The sequence below is a fragment of the Achromobacter sp. JCM 18799 genome (assembly GCF_055395645.1).
Genome location: NZ_AP043866.1, coordinates 145,384 through 161,231 on the forward strand (window position 1 = coordinate 145,384; position 15,848 = coordinate 161,231).

Below are 15,848 nucleotides of genomic sequence, written 5' to 3' on the forward strand. Positions count from 1 at the left end.
CTGTTTCTGGCTGGTCCCGCTGTCGAGGCGTATCGCAAGGCTTTCGTTGCCATCCTTGAAGGAACGAAGCATGAGTGCGCAAGACCTCGCCATCCGGCCCTACCATTCGACCGATGAAGCCGCGATCATCCAGCTGTGGCATGACTGCGGCCTGACCCGCCCATGGAACGATCCGCGCAAGGACATCGAGCGCAAGCTTGCAGTGCAGGCGGATCTGTTCCTGGTGGGAGAGGCGGACGGCGCGATCGTCGCGACGCTGATGGGCGGCTATGACGGCCATCGCGCCTGGATCAACTACCTGGCGGTCTCGCCCGCGCATCAGCGCCGCGGCCACGCGACCGCGCTGATGCAGGCAGTCGAACGCAGGTTGCTGGAAATGGGCTGCCCCAAGATCAATCTGCTGATCCGGTCCGGCAATGCCGCGGTGAAGGATTTCTACGCGACCCTGGGCTTTCAGCAGGACGAGGTCATCAGCCTGGGCAAGCGCCTGATTCCGGACCTTTGACGGCACCGGACCAGGCGCGCGCGGCAGCGATCAGATCGCCACGGTCAGGTATACCGCTTCGCGGCCCACGATGGGCATGCGGGTGGGCATGAAGATGGTGCAGTCATCGCAGGGCGAACGGATTTCCTCGGTGCCGTTCATGGCGATGAGTTCACCCTTGGCGAAGGTCTCGAAGCCGATCACCGGACGCGTGAAGGTGAAGTCCTCGGACTTCACCATATGCACTTCGAGCAGGCGGTAGCGTTGCGGCGCGGGCGGGGGCGGCGTGCCGGCAGGCATGTCGACCAGGCCCGTGTGCGCCAGGAAGCGCAGCGTGACGTCCGTGGCCAGGTCGGCGGCGGATTGCGCGAAGTGCTGGCCGCATTCGACCACCAGCGATCCGCTGCTGTCGGAGTGCGGATCGCCATGGCGGCCGTAGCCCATGACGCCGGTGCCAGGGAAAAGGTCGGGAGGCATCACCAGATGCACCTGCGGCACGCCGACGGCGCTGGCCAGCGCCGTGTTGCGGTCCATCTCGGTGTAGACCCAGAAGGGCTGCACCGGCGCACGCGTGGAGTGGATGTCGAGCACGAAGTCTGCGGCGTCGAGCACCGGACGCAGCTCGCGGGCGCGGCGCAGTTCGGGGCTGTCTTCCGGGCCGTCCAGCATGGCTGCCGACCAGATGCGGTTCAGGTTGTGGACGAGCTGGCGGTTCTCGTAGGGGTTTTCGATATCGAAGGCTTCATAGGCTTCGACGTGCGCGAAGCTGACGGTGAGCGTGCCGATCTTGGGGCGCACGCCGCTGTCCAACAGATGGGTCGCAGCCACCATGCCGCAGATTTCGTTGCCGTGCGTGATGGCGTTGATCAGCACATGCGGGCCGGGGCGGCCCGACTCGAAACGGTGCACGTAGGGAATGCCGACATTGCCCTCGCGGTAGGCCGAGAGATCGCGCGGCAGGACTTCGAGCGGAGCGGTGTCGGGTTCGAAAGCGGGATTTTTCATGGGAGTAGGGCCTATTCAGGACGGATGCCGGCGCGGTCGATCAGGTCTTTGTACAACGCCAGGCGCTCGGACATCATGGCGGTGAACTGCTGCGGAGTCTGGTTCTCGGGGGGCAGCGCGCCGGCCTTTTCCAGGGATTGCGGCATGCCGTCCTCGGTGGCGGCGGTGCGCACGGCGGCCAGCAGCTTCTGGACGATGTCGGGCGGCGTGCCGGCGGGCGCGGCCAGGCCGATCCACGACATGGAGTTGAGCACGGGATAGCCCAGTTCCTCGAAGGTCGGCACGTCGGGCAGGGAGTCCAGGCGCTTGGGGGCGGCCACCGCCAGCGCGCGCATCTTGCCGACCTGGATGTGGGGCAGGAAGGGCGCCAGGTTGTCCAGCGCGAACTGCGCCTGGTCGGACAGCAGCGCGTTGATCAGCGGCGCGCCGCCGCGATAGGGCACGTGCACGGCCTGCAACTGCAAGGTGTTCTTCAGCAGTTCGGCGTTGAGCTGACCCATGCTGCCGATGCCCGCGGTGGCATAGTGCAGCTGGTCGGGGCGCGCCTTCAGCAGCGCCACGAATTCCGCCAGGTTGCGGGCCGGCACGGCGGCGTTGGTCACCAGCACATTGGGCGTGCGCGACAGCTGCGAGATCGAGACGAAGTCCTTGATCGGGTCGTAGCCCAGGTCGTTGCGCATCAGCGGGTTGGCCAGGTGCGAGCTTTGCGAGGACGCGACCAAGGTGTAGCCGTCCGGCGTGGCGCGCGCGACGCGCTTGCTGCCGATGGCGCCGCCCGCGCCGTCGCGGTTCTCGATGATGACGCTGGTACCCAGCGCCTTGCCCAGGGCGTCCGCGTACAGCCGGCCGATCAGGTCGACGGAGCCGCCCGCAGGAAAGGGGACGACCAGCGTGATGGGGCGCGAAGGATAGGCGTTGGCGCGCGCGGCCAGCGGCAGCAAGGCGGCGCCCAGGCCGGCCAGGACCAGGCTGCGGCGGGTCAAGGACGGCCCCTGGGGGTGATGCTTCATGGAACTCTCTTGTGATGTCTGCGGGTTTGGTCTAATTTGCAATGAATATTGCAGGCTGCAATATAAGATGCAATGTGTGTTGTGAGATTTGGGGTTATCACCTAGGGCCATGCAAGGATGAACCTGCACCAACGTATCGCCGGCTACGGCCGCAAGCTCAGCAAGAGCGAACAAATGCTGGTCGAGGAAATGCAGGCGCGCTATCCGCAGAGCTTGCTGGAATCGGCGACGGCGCTGGCCAGGCAGGTCGGCACCAGCGCTTCCACCGTGGTGCGCCTGTTGGCCAAGCTCGGCTACGAAAGCTATGCGCAGGCGCAGATGGAGGCGCGCGCGGAGGTGACGGCGCGCCTGGCCTCGCCCGGCGAACGCGCAGACGCGGTAGGCGCCGACAAGCCGTCGCCGCGCGCCTGCCTGCACAACGCCTTGCTGCACGACCAGCACAACCTGAAGGAGACTTACGCGTCGATCGACGTGGCGGCTTTCGAGGCCGCCGTGCGGCTGCTGACGCAGCGCAAGGGGCGGGTGCACGTGCTGGGGTTGCGCCAGGCCGCGCCGCTGGCCAGCCACGTGGCCTTGTACCTGAACCTGTGCCTGCCTTCGGTCAGGCCCATGGTCGCCGCCGGTCCGTTGTTCCTGGAAGACCAGCTGCTCTGGATCGACGAGGCCGACGTGCTGCTGGCGTTTACCTTCAGGCGCTATTCAGTTGCCGCGGCCAAGGCGGTGCAGTACTTCCGGCAACGCGGCGGCAAGGTGATCCTGATCACCGATTCGGCGTCGGCGCCCGCTGCGGCGTCGGCACACCACGTGCTGATCGCGCGCAGCTCCAGCGCATCGCCTTTCGATTCCTACACCGCGGCCTTTTCCGTCTGCAATGCCTTGCTCGCGGCGGTGGCGCAGCGCAGCAAACAGGCCTTGGGCGCGGCGTTGGAGCGCGGCGAAGGCTTGTGGGATGCGCAATGGATACGCCCGCCCGGCGGCTGAAAGACGCGGCCCGCACCGTTGTGCGCGGCGAGTGCCAAAGGCCTGGATTCGAACCGATTTTCGGCCATTTGGAGGCGCGGCAAGATGCGTTCGCACTACCTGCTCTAGTACTCCATAACTCCTTGAAAACATTGCTTTTCAAGCTAAAAATTTTTTGGCATATTGCGGCCGGGAAAAGCAATTTCGAGGAGCAAGGAATGGGCGCGTGGCCACAGCGTCATATTGATGGATTCGAGGTGGAATGCCAGGTCATCCGGCTGGATACCGGCATGTTGGCGATCGAGGTTGCGGTATGCCGCAGGGTGGCAGGCGAATTCGAGCGCCGCTGGTCGCTGCCGCGCTTCGTGACCTTCGAGGATCCCGGGACGGCCAGACGCCATGCCGAACTGGTGCTGTCCGGCATCGTGTCGGTGGATGAAGCCACGGGCGAACCGCGCTACGGCATCCTGTAGCGGCGGGCCCGACCCGCGGCGGCAGGCAGGTTTTTGTTTCTTTTCACACAATCGCATGCTTTGCGCTGGCGGATTTGCCCGGTACATTGGTGTAGGGTGACAACAACAAAGGAGAGTTCCATGTTTGATACTTTTCCTGTCTTGCGCCGCGCTGGCCTGGCCGCCGCGGCGATCGGTGTGGCCGGCCTGATGTTTACCGGCTGCACCACCACCAGTCCCAAATCCTCGGCAACCGCGACTGAACAGCGCCAATCGCTGAACAGTGCGGCCGACGCCACCTTGGGCAAGCTCTATCAAGCCTCGCCGCAGTCCAGGGAACTGGTCGCGCGCGCCCGGGGCGTGCTGATCTTTCCCGATGTGTTGAGCGGCAGCTTCATCATCGGCGCCGAACATGGCAAGGGCGTGCTGCGCGTGGGCAGCTCCACCGCTGGCTACTACAGCACCACGGCGGGTTCCGTCGGCTTCCAGGCGGGCGCGCAGTCCAAGGCGATGGTGCTGTTGTTCATGACGGACGAGGCGCTTGCCAAGTTCCGCAACAGCAGCGGCTGGACCGTGGGCGCCGACGCGACGGTCGCGGTCGTCAACGTTGGCGCCAATGGCCGCATCGACACCAACACGGCGCAGCAGCCCATTGTCGGTTTCGTGATGAACAACGGCGGCCTGATGGCAGGCGTGTCCCTGGCTGGCACCAAGATCTCCAAACTGGATCTTTGAGCTGCCTGCCAAGCAAAACGCCGCGGATGGTCTCCGCGGCGTTTTTGTTTGGCGCGTCAGCCGGCGCTTCAGCCCATGAGCGTATCGCCGTTGTTACGCACCGAACTCTCGCGCTGCATTTCGGCAGCTTCGATGTCCGGGTCCAGGCCGCGCCAGCGTTTGATGCGGCCGCGATCCTGCTCGGGCTCCCAGCCGAGCAGGCCGTAGCGCGTGATTTCGGTTTGACCCGTTTCGAATTCCACTTCGAAGTAGCCCTGACGATCGGGTAGCGTGCCGCCGGGGAACCAGTCGGTTTCAGGCATGGTGTTCTCCTTGCTAGGCGATGGGAGGGGCGCCGGCGCGGGGCGCGGCGCTTTCATTGTGGAGGGGCGTCGCGGATCCCGCAAGTTGCCGCCGCAGGCCTCACGCGAGCGGGACGGCAGTGGTGTACAGCACCTGCTTCAAGGCAAAGCTGGAACGGATGCTGGCTACGCCGGGGATGCGGGTGATGTGTTCGACGATCAGCCGCTCCAGTGCGTCCACGTCGGGCACCAGGGCGCGTATGAGGTAGTCGGCGTCGCCTGACATGAGGTAGCACTCCATTATTTCCGGCAGGACCGCGATCTCGCGTTCGAACACGTCCAGCGCCGCCTTGCGCTGCTTGTCCAGCGAGATCTGGATGAACACGTTGACCTTCAGGCCCAGCTTGCGGGCATTGAGCAAGGTGACGCGGCGGTCGATCAGGCCCTCGGTTTCGAGCCGGCGCACGCGCGCCAGACAGGGCGAGGCGGACAGGTTCACGCGCGCGGCGAGCTCGACATTGGTCAGCCGCGCATCGCGTTGGAGTTCGTTGAGGATACGGATGTCGGTGGCATCCAGGTTGATTTCCGGCATAAGTCACCCAGGTATGGTCATTCAGCAATTCATCTGTGCTGAGTATGACGGGTATCGCCCTTGAATGCAGTGAAATATGCTGGGGTTAACCCTATAGACTATTCCATCGTTTGGCAATTGTGCCAAAGCGCGGAATATTCAAGCAGTAGATTGGGCAGTAATGAGTCAGCAGAGCACGTTGGGCAGGTTTTTGCCGCTGGTCGGCGCGGTAGCCATCTGGGGCGGCAATTGGCCCGTCATGAAGCTGGGGCTGACGCACATGAGCCCGCTCTGGCTGGCCGCCAGCCGCTTCGGCTCGGCCGCGCTGATCAGCGCGCTGGTGCTGGGCATGCTGGGCCGCCTGCGCCTGCCCACGCGGCAGGAAATGCCGCTGGTGGCCGGCGTGGCGTTGCTGCAGATGGGCGCGTTCACGGCGCTGGCGCTGTGGGCGATGCAATACGTGGCGCCGGGGCGCGCGTCCGTGATCGCCTACGCCACTTCCATCTGGGTCATTCCGCTGTCCTCGCTGATCCTGAAGGAACGCCTGTCGATGGCGCAATGGCTCGCGACGGCGCTGAGCTATGCCGGCATCGCCGTCATCGTCGCGCCCGCGTTCAGCCCCTGGCAGGCGCACACGGTGGTCGGCCTGGCGATGCTGCTGGGCGCGTCCTTTGCATGGGCCTGCAACATCATCCAGCTGCGCGGCTACCGGCATATCCGCCTGGGCGCGGACATGATTCCCTGGCAGACCGCCATCGCGGCGCTGCCGCTGGCCGCGCTGGCGTGGATGCGCGATGGCGCGCCCGTCTTCCTGGCGCAGCCCGAGGCATGGCCGGTGATCCTGTACACCGGCCCGCTGGCTACCGCGCTGACCTTTATTGTGGTGCTGGGCATGACGCAGAAGATGCCGCCGGTGGCGACCTCGATCGCCATGCTGTGCGTGCCGGTGATCGGGCTGATCGTGTCCTCGCTGGTATTCCAGGAGCGCATCTCGGCCGACCTGGCGCTGGGCCTGGCCCTGATCGGCGCCAGCGTGGCGGCGTCGGCGGCGGCGACGCGCCTGAAGCGGCCTTTGGCGCTGCGCGCTTCGTAGTCCGGCTGCACGCCGCCGCCGCGAAGCCAGCCAGCGATGCGGTCTAGAATGTCGAGCGCCGGAACCGTTCCGGCTTCTCTAGCAGGCATGCGGCGGGTATGGATTCCTTATATGTGCTGGTCGCGGCGGGCGCCATGGCCGCCGGGTTCGTGCAGGGCCTCTCGGGCTTCGGCTTCGGCATGGTGGCCATGTCGTTCTGGGCCTGGACGATAGATCCGAAACTCGCTGCCGCCATGGTGGTGTTCGGCTCGCTGACTGGCCAGTTGCTGGCCGCCTTTACCATGCGCCGCGGATTCGCGGCGGTGCATCTGCTGCCCTTCGTGGCAGGCGGATTGCTGGGGATTCCGTTGGGCGTCAAGCTGTTGCCATACCTGGATCCGCTGATGTTCAAAGCGCTGGTGGGCGGGCTGCTGGTGGTTTGGTGTCCGGTGATGTTGTTCGCGACGCGCTTGCCTCCCATCAAGGCAGGGGGGCGATTGGCCGATGGGGTGGTGGGCGCGATGGGCGGCGTCATGGGCGGCATAGGCGGATTCACCGGCGTCATTCCTACCTTGTGGTGCACCTTGCGCCGCTTTGACCGCGACGTACAGCGCGCGGTGATCCAGAACTTCAACCTGTCGATGCTGGTTGTGACGATGGCCAGCTATGTCTACACCGGTGTGGTGACGCGCGACATGCTGCCGCTGTTCGCGGTGATCGTGCCGGCGATGCTGGTGCCAACCTTATGGGGCACGCGCGTGTACGTGGGCATCAGCGACGTGTCTTTTCGCCGCATCGTGCTGGGCCTGCTCACCGTGTCGGGCGTGGCGCTGCTGGCGTCATCCTTGCCCAAGCTGCTTGCCTAGCGTCCCTTACCGGTCATCTGGGCGGGACCGGCGACATGCTATCGTTGGGTATTCAAGAGAGAATCACCGCATGGCATTGCACCGTTTCGAGAAAGGCGAGTTGGGACATTGGCTGCGCATCGTGGCCGACAATTGCGCGCCCGGCGCCGTCCAGACCGAAGTGCCCGCGCACGTCGCGCAGGCGCTGGAGACGCTGCGTTGCATTGCAGCCGACGCCGACGGCCGCTGGCTCATCACCGAGAAGGGCAAGCTCGCCCTGCGCATGGAAGAGCCAGGCGCCATCCACGTGCGCTGACCCGCGAATCCGATTATGTCGACAGCAGCGGCCCGGGGCCGCTCTCCGCGTTTCGCTGCGTCTTGACCGTTTGGCGCGGGAATTTCCACACAATTTGCGAATGTTTTCGCAGTATTTCGCGAGTTCGCGACGACTAGGGCCGTGCTACGGGAATTTCCTGAGACGGAATGCGCGATTTGGCTGCTTTTCGACGTATCGCAGGCCACGAGTCGCCAGTAAGATGAACTTGCGTGACGTTTGCAGGTCTATTCATTTGCGCGGGGATTCTGCCCCCGCAACGTCACGCGTGGTTCACGCGTTTAGGTAACCGACTGGGAGGTAGCACATGCAGCATCGTGACCAGGAAGTTCTGATCGACGTTTCCACAGCGGCCATGGATACCGGCGGATATGGCGTACTGCTGACGGTTACGGCCGAGGGCGGCACCGAAGTGGATGCCGCGTTTTCCCACTTGGGCAACTGCGCTTCGTTGGACGAAGCACGCGATCGCGCGGAAGTATTCGCGCAGAACTGGGTAGAGGAAAACATCTTCCGATAGGGCGCCCCGCCCTGGACGGAGCTGATTGGCTGGACCGGTCTGTGTGAGCATGACGCTTCGGAGAATACTCAAAGGTTTGCGACGAAAATTTCGGTTATCGTTGCTGCTCCAAAATCTGGGGCCCTCAGTGGGTATGCGCCGTTCCAAGATGACTGCCGCACAGACCAACTCTTCACTTGCGGAACACATCCGCGCATTCCGCGACCATTTTGATTCCGTTGTCCTGCCTCTTTGGATGGGGCAGGGTTTCAATGGCGCGCTGGGTCTGCCTTTTGAATCGCTGGACGCAGCTACCGGCCGCCCGCTGCCGGCCGAGCGCTACCGCGCCATGGCTTGCGCGCGCCAGCTCTACGTTTTTTCAGAAGCGTCTGGCGCCGCCGCGCGCGCGCATGCCGATGTGCTGTTCGAATCGCTGCGCCGCGTATTCCGCGACGAGTCCCATGGCGGATGGCGCTACAGCGTGGACGCCGCCGCACATGCGCTGGACGACACGCAGGACCTGTACACCCACGCGTTCATCGTGCTGGCCTGCGCCGCCTATTTCCGCCGCAGCCGCAATGCCGATGCGCGCAAGCTCATGTTGTCGACGTCGTCGACCATCGAGGCGCGCTTCAAGACTGCCGACGGGCTGTATCACGCGGCGCTCAGCGCCGACCTGAGCCAGCCGCTGCGCGCGCCCGCGCAGAATCCCATGATGCATCTGACCGAGGCATATCTGGCGGCGGCCCAGGTCGCGGAGCCGGCGCTGTACGCGCAGCGTCTGCGCGGCCTGGCGCAAGGCATCAGCCATTTTTTCGTGCATGCGGCCTCCCAGTGCATCTCGGAACAGCGGCAGGGTACGGCCGGCAACCGGCTGGAGCCCGGGCATCAGTTCGAGTGGCTGTCGCTGGTGCAAGGCTCGGCCGAGGTTTTCGACGGCCTGGAGCTGACGGAGTCGCTGCCGCGCGCGGTGCGCTGGTCGCGCCGCCATGGCGTGGACGCGGGCGGGGTGGCGGCATCGCTGGACGAGTCCGGCGCCGTGATCGACGATACGCGCCGGATCTGGGCGCAGACCGAGTATTTGCGGGTGCTCGGCGTGCTGGGGGATCTGCCCGCGCTGGAGGCCGGCCTGGCCATGTTCCGCGCGCGTTTCCTGCACGCTGGCGGCTGGTACGAATGCCTGGACGCGGACGGGGCGGTGGTGCGCGCGGACATGCCTTCGACCTCCCCATACCACCTGGCTACCTGCCTGTCCGCCATGCCGACCGTTGTTTAATTGTGGCGTTAACAATTATTTTTGGATTTATCGTCATATATTGATAGAAAAGTATTGGTGGAATCCCTTACAATTTGGTTACTATGTTTGTAGGGAAGCATCAATGAGCGTTATGTGCCTGGCTTGCCAACGCATTAACCCTGGGCTTGCTGGCGTTGCGCCGCATGCCCATCTGGGGCATCAGGGATTCACCAACCCGACGCAGAAGGGCCGGGAAGAAAGCCGTGAAGACCACTTCCGCTGCCTGAATTGCGGGGCGAAATGGCTGCGTGAAACCGACAAGTGGGGCGTGGACCTGGGGTTCAAGCTCGCACCCTGAGCTATTCGCTGCGCCATCCAGACGGGCTCCTCAGGAGCCCGTTTTCATTTCGTCGCAGTTGTTCTCCGTCACACGAAACCACATGTTGCTTGCTGCCGCTCAACCCGGGCCGGCGGCCACCACGTCGGGATCCTGCCCGGCAGTCTCCAGCAGCCATAGCCGGAAGCAGGCCAGCGCATAGTGGTCGCGGCGCTGGGCCGGCGCGCATAAGTGATAGCCGCGGGCGATGCGTATGGGCAGGTCGGGAAACGGGGCCGCCACGCGTCCCGCCTGCAGGTCGTCGCGGACCAGGCAGCGCTGCAGCACGGCAATGCCCATGTCGGCCATGACGGCGCGGACCAGGATGGAAACCTGGTCGAAACCATTGGACAGCTGGACCGAGGCGCGCGGCACGCCAGCAGCGGCCAGCCACTGCATCCAGTTGTCCATGCCATTCGAGTGATACAGCAGCGGCTCCCCAAGCAGGCCGGCCGGGGTCTCCCAGAGTCCCTGCGCGCGCCGCGCCGCCAGCCGGGCGGGGTGGCAGATGACGACCAGTTCGCGCCCGATCACGTAATCCACCTGCCAACCCGGCCATTGCTCGGGCAGGCCGGACAGGATGCTGGCATCGGGCGTCGCGCCCGAAAAGTCCTCGTTGCGGCGGTAGGCCGCGAAGCCGAGCTGGATATCCGGATGGCGCGCGTGAAAGTCGGACAGGCGGGGCACCAGCCAGGCGCTGGCCAGCGTCGGCACCGTCGACAGCGTCAAGCGCAGGCGGCGGTCGTTGGCGCGCAACCCGGCGCTGAGCGATTCGATCTGCTGCAGCGGGCCTTGCGTGCCGTCGTACAGGCGGCGTCCGGTTTCAGTCAGGGTCAGGCCATGGGCGTTGCGATGCATCAGCGGCTGGCCGAAATGCGCTTCCAGGCGGGAAATGGCGCGGCTGACGGCGCCCTGGGTGACGCACAAGACCTCCGCGGCGCGGGTGAAACTGCCCAGGCGTGCCGCCGTCACGAAGGCGTGCAGTTCGGACATGGAGGGCGAGTGCAGTCGCATCTAGCATGACCATTGGTAATGAAGCCGTGCAATATAGTCGTTTGAAAGGGGATCGTAAAGTTCGGACACTGGCGGCCTTGTCGACTGACCTTCAACTTTCGGAGTCATCCCCATGTCCCGCCGCCTTCTGGGCCGATCCGCGCGCTTCGCGCTCGCCGGCATGTTCGCTACCCTGTCCTTCGCCGGCATCGCCCAAGCCGCCGACTATCCCGCCCGTCCCATCAAGCTGGTGGTGCCGTTCGCCGCCGGCGGTTCGACCGACATCGTGGCGCGCCTGGTGGCCGAGTACGCCGGCCGTGACCTGAAGCAGACCATCGTGGTCGAGAACAAGGCTGGCGCCGGCGGTTCCATGGGCATGGAGCAGGTGGCCCGCGCCACGCCCGACGGCTACACCATCGGCATGGCCACGATGAGCACGCATGGCTCGAATCCGGCCGTGTTCCGCAAGATGAACTACGACCCGGTGAAGGATTTCGTGCCGGTGGCCAACGTGGTCGCCGTGCCCAGCATCTTCGCGATCAACCCGGGTCTCCCGGCCAAGAACATGGCCGAGTTCGTGGCCCTGGCCAAGAAGCAGCCGGAACGCTATAGCTTCGCTTCGCCGGGCGTGGGTTCGCTGGGTCACGTGAACATCGAGAATTTCATGATGCTGTCCGGCATCAAGCTGCTGCACGTGCCGTACCGCGGCGCCGGTCCGGCGCTGAACGACGTGATGGGCGGCCAGGTGGACGCGATCACCGACAACCTGTCCTCGACCCTGCCGCAGGTGCAGGGCGGCAAGCTGCGCGCGCTGGCCGTGCTGGGCGCCGAACGCTCGCCACTGCTGCCCGACGTGCCGACCTACATCGAGCTGGGCTACCCCGACATGGGCACGGGTGGCTGGTTCGGCCTGGTGGCGCCCGCCGGCACCCCGCCGGCCGTGATCGAGCGCCTGAACAAGGCGGTGCGCGCCGCCCAGGACGATCCGGAATTCCGCAAGAAGGCCGAGGAAGTGGGTGGTACTCTGGTGCGGACCACGCCCCAGGAATTCGAGGCGCAGATCCAGCAGGCCCTGGCGCGCTACGCCAAGGTCGCCAAGACTGCCAACATTCAGGCTGATTGACGATGACCCACGCCGACTTCGACGCTGTTTCCGTACACGAGCCCACCGGCCCGGCCTTGCCGCTGGTTTGCGATTCGCCGCATAGCGGCGAGCGCTATCCCGACGATTTCGGCGCCGCGGCCACCCTGGCGCAATTGCGCCAGGGCGAGGACACGCACGTGGACGCGTTGTGGTCGGCGGCGCCGGCCCTGGGCGCGACGCTGATTGCCGCGAACTTTCCGCGCGTCTATATCGATCCGAACCGCACGTTGCAGGACCTGGACCCGGAGCTGCTGGCGCAGCCCTGGCCCGAACCCCTGGACCCGGGCGAGAAGACGCGCCTGGGCAAGGGTCTGATCTGGCGCAGGATGGACAAGTCCACGCCGATCTACGATCGCAAGCTGACGCTGGCCGAAGTGCGCCACCGCATCCAGGCGTACTACGAGCCCTACCATGCTGCGCTGTCCCAGGCGATTCAGCAGGTGCGGCAGCGTTTTGGCGCGGTCTGGCATCTGAACCTGCATTCCATGCCCAACGACGCCTACGAGCGCCTGGGCCGCCAGAGCGAGCATCCGCTGGCGGACTTCGTGCTGGGCGACCGCGACGGCACGACCTGCGAACCCGAGTTCATCGCCCTGATCGAGACCGCCTTGCGCGACAAGGGTTACACCGTGGCGCGCAACGACCCCTACAAGGGCGTGCAGCTGATCGCGCAGATCGGCCAGCCGGCCTTGAACCGCCACAGCCTGCAGGTGGAAATCCGCCGTCCGCTGTACATGGACGAAGCCACGCGCGAGCGCAACTCGGGCTTTGCGCCGCTGCAGACCGACCTGTCCGACGTGCTGGCCCAGGTGGCGGCCTACGTGCGCGCGCGCCAGGCGGCGCCGGCTTAAGTTTCCCCGCGGCTGGCCGTAGTCGGTAACAAGGAACCGCGCTTTTTTTGGGCGCGGCCACACGGAACCGCAATGGCTGAGAAGATCATCAACGGATTTTCGGTGCTCGCGTACGCGACCCAACCCGAGGGGCGCGTGCCGCCGCGCGCTTTCATCGAAACGCGGCGGCTGCCGAAGAAAAAGAGCCAGGCCGAACTGGACGCGCAAGCCGCGACCCAGGCTGATGCCTCAGCGCCGCCGGATGAAGCCGCGCAGCAGGAAGCCGAGCCCGACACCCAGGCTTTCGAGATCTTTATCAGCCGACGCTTCCGCAGCACGGTCGAGGCCATGTCGGCCGCGCGCAACGCGCTGGACCGCGTCAAGCTGGTCGATGAGGACGGCGTTCCGGACCACTTGCCCGAATAGTCCGGCCATGGGGCGGCAACGCGCCGCTCATATTGTTATCCCGCCTTTGTATTTGTCGAGCCCCAGAGCGCAGGCCGATGATGCCGCATGGCAAGCATCGCCATGGGGTCGTTCCGGATAGACGCCGCGAACATTGGCCGCGGCGCTTGCCCGAACACATGCCAACCCCAAGCGAGGCAGTCAGAAAGAAAGCCTCAGGTCAGCGTGCTGCGCATCAGGATCTCGGTCAGCGCCCGCGTGGGCTTGTTGGGCGCGGGCGCCGAGATCACGATGAATTCCACCTGTGGCAGCGCAGGCAGCTGCGCGGCGCCCGCCGGAGCGGCAAGGCCCAGGGTGGACAGGTGCGAAGGCTGCACCGTGATGCCCAGGCCGGCGCGGGCGGCCGCCTGGCAGCCGGCGTAGCTGGTGCTGGTGCACACGATCTGCCAGCTGCGGCCGGCGCGGGCCAGGGCGTCCAGCGTCAGGCTGCGGGTCACGCTGGGTTCGCGCAGCAGGATCAGCGGCAGCGGTTCGCCGGGAGCCACGCGCAGGCCTTCCTTGGCCTGCCACAGCAGGGCTTCCTTGTGCAGGGTCTGGCCGCGCCGGTCGCCCTTGCGGCGCTTGCCTATCATGACGTCCAGGCCATTGTCGTCCAGCAGCTTGTAGAGCTCGCTGGTGACGCCGATGGTCAGGTCCAGTTCCACCTCGGGGTGGGCCAGCCGGAAGGCGGCCAGCACGTCGGGCAGCGGGCCCATCGCCAGGTCGTCCGAGGTGCCCAGGCGCACGCGCCCGCGCAGGCGGGGCGCGTCGAACAGGCGCTCGGCACGCTCGTGCGCGTCAAGGATGATCTGCGCATGCACCAGCAGGCTGCGGCCGTCGCTGGTGAGCGCGAGCGAGTGCGTGTCGCGCTGGAACAGGCGCCGGTTCAAGGCCTGTTCCAGCTGACGGATGTGCTCGCTGACCGTGGGCTGGGTCAGCCCCAGCCGCCGGGCGGTTTCGGTGAAGCTGGGCGCGGCGGCGGCAGCGGCGAAGGTCTTGAGCCACAGAGGATTGAGCATGGCGGCCTGGTCATAGGAAAGTCCGATGACAGTTAAAGTACCTAGTGGGCTTCACGATGGCAAGCGCCGTGCCTATAGTTTCCGCAATCCCTACGGAAATCTCTGTCATGCGCCGCTTCCTGCCCGACCAATTCACGCTCATCCTGATCGCCACGGTGGTCTTCGCCAGCTTTTTCCCGGCCGTGGGCAAGGGCGCGGCGTTCATGACCGTGGCCAGCAACATCGCCATTTCGCTGCTGTTCTTCCTGCACGGCGCCCGGCTGTCCACCGATGCCATCGTGGCCGGCGTGAAGGACGTGCGCCTGCACGCGCTGATCCTGGCTTGCACCTTCCTGCTGTTTCCCGCGCTGGGGCTGGGTTTGCGGGCGCTGTTTCCCAACCTGTTGACGCCGTCGCTGTGGCTGGGCGTGCTGTTCGTCTGCACCCTGTCGTCCACCGTGCAGTCGTCGATCGCCTTCACCTCCATGGCGCGCGGCAATGTGCCGGGCGCGATCTGCGCGGCCACCGCGTCGAACCTGCTGGGCACGGTGCTGACGCCGCTGCTGGTGGCGGTGCTGCTGCACCGCCAGGGCGGGGGCCACGGGCTGGCCGACGCCGGCCGCATCCTGCTGCAGCTGCTGCTGCCGTTCGCGGTGGGCAGCCTGCTGCGGCCCTGGATCGGCGCCTGGGCCCAGCGCAACAACCGCACGCTGTCGAAAGTGGACCGCAGTTCGATCCTGCTGGCTGTCTACACCGCGTTCAGCGAGGCGGTGGCGCAGGGCATCTGGCACGCGTTCCCGCCCATCGACCTGGCCTCCATGGTGCTGGTGAACGCCTTGTTGCTGGGAACGGTGCTGCTGATCACGACCTGGGGCAGCCGCAAGCTGGGGCTGTCCAAGGAAAACGAGATCACGCAGGTGTTCTGCGGCTCGAAGAAGTCGCTGGCCTCGGGCATTCCGCTGGCCACGGTGCTGTTCGGCACCTCGCAGATGGGCGTGGTGGTGCTGCCGCTGATGATCTTCCACCAGATGCAGCTGATGGTCTGCGCGGTGCTGGCGCGGCGCTACGCGGAACGGCAGGCGCCGGCGGAAGCGGCGGCGGCGCGGGCGTGAAATCCGCGCAAGGGTTCTGCTGGAGCGTACCGTTCTAGGCGGCCGCGTCTTCCCAAGGACGGATCTTGCCGGCCGGCTGCCAGTAGACCGCGCCGTCGCGTTCCTCGACGGCCAACGCGGTCAGGCGGCCGTTCTTACAGGGGCCGCCCACGCATAGCCCCGTGTCCGGCTGGTAGGTGGCGCCGTGGCGCGCGCACATGATCAGGTCGCCGGCGCGGGTGAAGAAGCTGCCTTCCCAATCCAGTTCCACGCCGACGTGCGCGCAGCGGTTCAGATAGCCGTGCACGCGGTCCTGATAGCGCACGAAGAAGGCCGTGGTGCGGCCGGCGGCATCCGACACGGGGAGCTTCACGCCCAGGCCGCCGTTGGCGAGGTCGGAGGAAGCGCAGACGCGGACGGCGGGGACGGGGGCTGAATCCTGCATGGTGGGCCTGGAAATCAAAGGGTGCGATGTTCGGACAGGGGG

Annotated in this window: 21 protein-coding genes; 14 read left to right on the forward strand and 7 right to left on the reverse strand. The window is 65.8% G+C overall.

Annotated features, from left to right (window positions below):
• Window positions 1-70: 70 nt before the first annotated feature.
• A complete protein-coding gene (locus tag ACZ5YA_RS00925; RefSeq protein ID WP_059378415.1) occupies window positions 71-505 on the forward strand; it encodes a GNAT family acetyltransferase in 435 nt (144 codons plus the stop codon).
• Between the two features lie 30 nt (window positions 506-535).
• Here ACZ5YA_RS00925 and ACZ5YA_RS00930 read toward each other — a convergent pair whose 3' ends face one another.
• Together ACZ5YA_RS00930 and ACZ5YA_RS00935 are read right to left on the reverse strand one after the other, a co-directional pair.
• The gene (locus ACZ5YA_RS00930; protein ID WP_464091876.1) at window positions 536-1,489 is read right to left on the reverse strand and encodes a M14 family metallopeptidase; all 954 of its coding nucleotides are present in this window, start codon (window positions 1,487-1,489) and stop codon (window positions 536-538) included.
• An 11-nt stretch (window positions 1,490-1,500) separates the two neighbouring features.
• Window positions 1,501-2,499, reverse strand: coding sequence for a Bug family tripartite tricarboxylate transporter substrate binding protein (locus tag ACZ5YA_RS00935; RefSeq protein WP_464091877.1), 999 nt, complete (start codon window positions 2,497-2,499; stop codon window positions 1,501-1,503).
• 117 nt (window positions 2,500-2,616) lie between these two features.
• Here ACZ5YA_RS00935 and ACZ5YA_RS00940 point away from each other — a divergent pair, with 117 nt between their 5' ends.
• From ACZ5YA_RS00940 to ACZ5YA_RS00950, 3 genes are all read left to right on the forward strand, one after another.
• The gene (locus ACZ5YA_RS00940; protein ID WP_251880854.1) at window positions 2,617-3,480 is read left to right on the forward strand and encodes a MurR/RpiR family transcriptional regulator; all 864 of its coding nucleotides are present in this window, start codon (window positions 2,617-2,619) and stop codon (window positions 3,478-3,480) included.
• Window positions 3,456-3,932: a hypothetical protein gene (locus ACZ5YA_RS00945; protein WP_464091878.1), complete on the forward strand. Its 477-nt coding sequence runs from the start codon at window positions 3,456-3,458 to the stop codon at window positions 3,930-3,932. Before ACZ5YA_RS00940 ends, ACZ5YA_RS00945 begins: the two co-directional genes overlap by 25 nt.
• A 120-nt stretch (window positions 3,933-4,052) precedes the next feature.
• Entirely contained in the window at window positions 4,053-4,646 is a 594-nt protein-coding gene (locus tag ACZ5YA_RS00950; protein WP_059378409.1) for a BPSL1445 family SYLF domain-containing lipoprotein, read from the forward strand.
• Between the two features lie 68 nt (window positions 4,647-4,714).
• Here ACZ5YA_RS00950 and ACZ5YA_RS00955 read toward each other — a convergent pair whose 3' ends face one another.
• Together ACZ5YA_RS00955 and ACZ5YA_RS00960 are read right to left on the reverse strand one after the other, a co-directional pair.
• Entirely contained in the window at window positions 4,715-4,948 is a 234-nt protein-coding gene (locus tag ACZ5YA_RS00955) for a hypothetical protein (protein WP_059378407.1), read from the reverse strand.
• A 100-nt stretch (window positions 4,949-5,048) separates the two neighbouring features.
• Window positions 5,049-5,519, reverse strand: coding sequence for an Lrp/AsnC family transcriptional regulator (locus ACZ5YA_RS00960; RefSeq protein ID WP_006226939.1), 471 nt, complete (start codon window positions 5,517-5,519; stop codon window positions 5,049-5,051).
• A 160-nt stretch (window positions 5,520-5,679) separates the two neighbouring features.
• On the opposite strand from ACZ5YA_RS00960, the gene ACZ5YA_RS00965 reads away from it, so the two are divergent.
• The 6 genes from ACZ5YA_RS00965 (at window position 5,680) to ACZ5YA_RS00990 (ending at window position 9,843) form a co-directional block, all read left to right on the forward strand.
• Window positions 5,680-6,591: a DMT family transporter gene (locus ACZ5YA_RS00965; protein ID WP_059378405.1), complete on the forward strand. Its 912-nt coding sequence runs from the start codon at window positions 5,680-5,682 to the stop codon at window positions 6,589-6,591.
• A gap of 98 nt (window positions 6,592-6,689) precedes the next feature.
• Window positions 6,690-7,436 (forward strand): sulfite exporter TauE/SafE family protein, encoded by a 747-nt coding sequence (locus ACZ5YA_RS00970; RefSeq protein WP_059378404.1) that lies wholly within the window; start codon window positions 6,690-6,692, stop codon window positions 7,434-7,436.
• 70 nt (window positions 7,437-7,506) lie between these two features.
• A complete protein-coding gene (locus tag ACZ5YA_RS00975) occupies window positions 7,507-7,731 on the forward strand; it encodes a hypothetical protein (RefSeq protein ID WP_059378402.1) in 225 nt (74 codons plus the stop codon).
• Between the two features lie 325 nt (window positions 7,732-8,056).
• Window positions 8,057-8,269 (forward strand): hypothetical protein, encoded by a 213-nt coding sequence (locus tag ACZ5YA_RS00980; protein WP_008159938.1) that lies wholly within the window; start codon window positions 8,057-8,059, stop codon window positions 8,267-8,269.
• Between the two features lie 148 nt (window positions 8,270-8,417).
• On the forward strand, window positions 8,418-9,524 hold the full coding sequence (locus tag ACZ5YA_RS00985; protein ID WP_059378425.1) for an AGE family epimerase/isomerase: 1,107 nt from the start codon (window positions 8,418-8,420) through the stop codon (window positions 9,522-9,524).
• 103 nt (window positions 9,525-9,627) lie between these two features.
• Window positions 9,628-9,843, forward strand: a complete 216-nt coding sequence (locus ACZ5YA_RS00990; RefSeq protein WP_042792993.1) for a hypothetical protein — start codon at window positions 9,628-9,630, stop codon at window positions 9,841-9,843.
• 99 nt (window positions 9,844-9,942) lie between these two features.
• On the opposite strand, the gene ACZ5YA_RS00995 is transcribed toward ACZ5YA_RS00990, so the two are convergent.
• Window positions 9,943-10,875 carry a LysR substrate-binding domain-containing protein gene (locus tag ACZ5YA_RS00995; protein ID WP_118933303.1) on the reverse strand — a complete coding sequence of 311 codons (933 nt, stop codon included), beginning with the start codon at window positions 10,873-10,875 and terminating at the stop codon, window positions 9,943-9,945.
• 112 nt (window positions 10,876-10,987) lie between these two features.
• Here ACZ5YA_RS00995 and ACZ5YA_RS01000 point away from each other — a divergent pair, with 112 nt between their 5' ends.
• The 3 genes from ACZ5YA_RS01000 to ACZ5YA_RS01010 all read left to right on the forward strand — a co-directional run bounded on the left by ACZ5YA_RS01000 (window position 10,988) and on the right by ACZ5YA_RS01010 (window position 13,254).
• Window positions 10,988-11,977 carry a Bug family tripartite tricarboxylate transporter substrate binding protein gene (locus ACZ5YA_RS01000; protein WP_054458219.1) on the forward strand — a complete coding sequence of 330 codons (990 nt, stop codon included), beginning with the start codon at window positions 10,988-10,990 and terminating at the stop codon, window positions 11,975-11,977.
• A gap of 2 nt (window positions 11,978-11,979) precedes the next feature.
• Window positions 11,980-12,849, forward strand: coding sequence for an N-formylglutamate amidohydrolase (locus ACZ5YA_RS01005; protein WP_251880846.1), 870 nt, complete (start codon window positions 11,980-11,982; stop codon window positions 12,847-12,849).
• A 72-nt stretch (window positions 12,850-12,921) separates the two neighbouring features.
• A complete protein-coding gene (locus ACZ5YA_RS01010) occupies window positions 12,922-13,254 on the forward strand; it encodes a hypothetical protein (protein ID WP_059378397.1) in 333 nt (110 codons plus the stop codon).
• Between the two features lie 194 nt (window positions 13,255-13,448).
• Here ACZ5YA_RS01010 and ACZ5YA_RS01015 read toward each other — a convergent pair whose 3' ends face one another.
• A complete protein-coding gene (locus tag ACZ5YA_RS01015; protein WP_118933302.1) occupies window positions 13,449-14,291 on the reverse strand; it encodes a LysR family transcriptional regulator in 843 nt (280 codons plus the stop codon).
• A gap of 107 nt (window positions 14,292-14,398) precedes the next feature.
• On the opposite strand from ACZ5YA_RS01015, the gene ACZ5YA_RS01020 reads away from it, so the two are divergent.
• Window positions 14,399-15,382, forward strand: a complete 984-nt coding sequence (locus ACZ5YA_RS01020; protein ID WP_464091879.1) for a bile acid:sodium symporter family protein — start codon at window positions 14,399-14,401, stop codon at window positions 15,380-15,382.
• Window positions 15,383-15,416: 34 nt separating this feature from the next.
• Here ACZ5YA_RS01020 and ACZ5YA_RS01025 read toward each other — a convergent pair whose 3' ends face one another.
• On the reverse strand, window positions 15,417-15,806 hold the full coding sequence (locus ACZ5YA_RS01025) for a Rieske (2Fe-2S) protein (protein WP_118933301.1): 390 nt from the start codon (window positions 15,804-15,806) through the stop codon (window positions 15,417-15,419).
• Between the last annotated feature and the right edge of the window lie 42 nt (window positions 15,807-15,848).

Bases quoted from the DNA above. Each gene is read 5' to 3' on its own strand.
- ACZ5YA_RS01010 (WP_059378397.1), top strand. From the start codon at position 12,922: ATGGCTGAGAAGATCATCAACGGATTTTCGGTGCTCGCGTACGCGACC.
- ACZ5YA_RS00970 (WP_059378404.1), top strand. From the start codon at position 6,690: ATGGATTCCTTATATGTGCTGGTCGCGGCGGGCGCCATGGCCGCCGGG.
- ACZ5YA_RS00925 (WP_059378415.1), top strand. From the start codon at position 71: ATGAGTGCGCAAGACCTCGCCATCCGGCCCTACCATTCGACCGATGAA.
- ACZ5YA_RS01025 (WP_118933301.1), bottom strand. From the start codon at position 15,806: ATGCAGGATTCAGCCCCCGTCCCCGCCGTCCGCGTCTGCGCTTCCTCC.
- ACZ5YA_RS01000 (WP_054458219.1), top strand. From the start codon at position 10,988: ATGTCCCGCCGCCTTCTGGGCCGATCCGCGCGCTTCGCGCTCGCCGGC.
- ACZ5YA_RS01015 (WP_118933302.1), bottom strand. From the start codon at position 14,291: ATGCTCAATCCTCTGTGGCTCAAGACCTTCGCCGCTGCCGCCGCCGCG.
- ACZ5YA_RS00930 (WP_464091876.1), bottom strand. From the start codon at position 1,489: ATGAAAAATCCCGCTTTCGAACCCGACACCGCTCCGCTCGAAGTCCTG.
- ACZ5YA_RS00985 (WP_059378425.1), top strand. From the start codon at position 8,418: ATGACTGCCGCACAGACCAACTCTTCACTTGCGGAACACATCCGCGCA.
- ACZ5YA_RS00935 (WP_464091877.1), bottom strand. From the start codon at position 2,499: ATGAAGCATCACCCCCAGGGGCCGTCCTTGACCCGCCGCAGCCTGGTC.
- ACZ5YA_RS01005 (WP_251880846.1), top strand. From the start codon at position 11,980: ATGACCCACGCCGACTTCGACGCTGTTTCCGTACACGAGCCCACCGGC.
- ACZ5YA_RS00960 (WP_006226939.1), bottom strand. From the start codon at position 5,519: ATGCCGGAAATCAACCTGGATGCCACCGACATCCGTATCCTCAACGAA.
- ACZ5YA_RS01020 (WP_464091879.1), top strand. From the start codon at position 14,399: ATGCGCCGCTTCCTGCCCGACCAATTCACGCTCATCCTGATCGCCACG.
- ACZ5YA_RS00955 (WP_059378407.1), bottom strand. From the start codon at position 4,948: ATGCCTGAAACCGACTGGTTCCCCGGCGGCACGCTACCCGATCGTCAG.
- ACZ5YA_RS00995 (WP_118933303.1), bottom strand. From the start codon at position 10,875: ATGCGACTGCACTCGCCCTCCATGTCCGAACTGCACGCCTTCGTGACG.
- ACZ5YA_RS00945 (WP_464091878.1), top strand. From the start codon at position 3,456: ATGGATACGCCCGCCCGGCGGCTGAAAGACGCGGCCCGCACCGTTGTG.
- ACZ5YA_RS00975 (WP_059378402.1), top strand. From the start codon at position 7,507: ATGGCATTGCACCGTTTCGAGAAAGGCGAGTTGGGACATTGGCTGCGC.
- ACZ5YA_RS00965 (WP_059378405.1), top strand. From the start codon at position 5,680: ATGAGTCAGCAGAGCACGTTGGGCAGGTTTTTGCCGCTGGTCGGCGCG.
- ACZ5YA_RS00950 (WP_059378409.1), top strand. From the start codon at position 4,053: ATGTTTGATACTTTTCCTGTCTTGCGCCGCGCTGGCCTGGCCGCCGCG.
- ACZ5YA_RS00940 (WP_251880854.1), top strand. From the start codon at position 2,617: ATGAACCTGCACCAACGTATCGCCGGCTACGGCCGCAAGCTCAGCAAG.
- ACZ5YA_RS00990 (WP_042792993.1), top strand. From the start codon at position 9,628: ATGAGCGTTATGTGCCTGGCTTGCCAACGCATTAACCCTGGGCTTGCT.
- ACZ5YA_RS00980 (WP_008159938.1), top strand. From the start codon at position 8,057: ATGCAGCATCGTGACCAGGAAGTTCTGATCGACGTTTCCACAGCGGCC.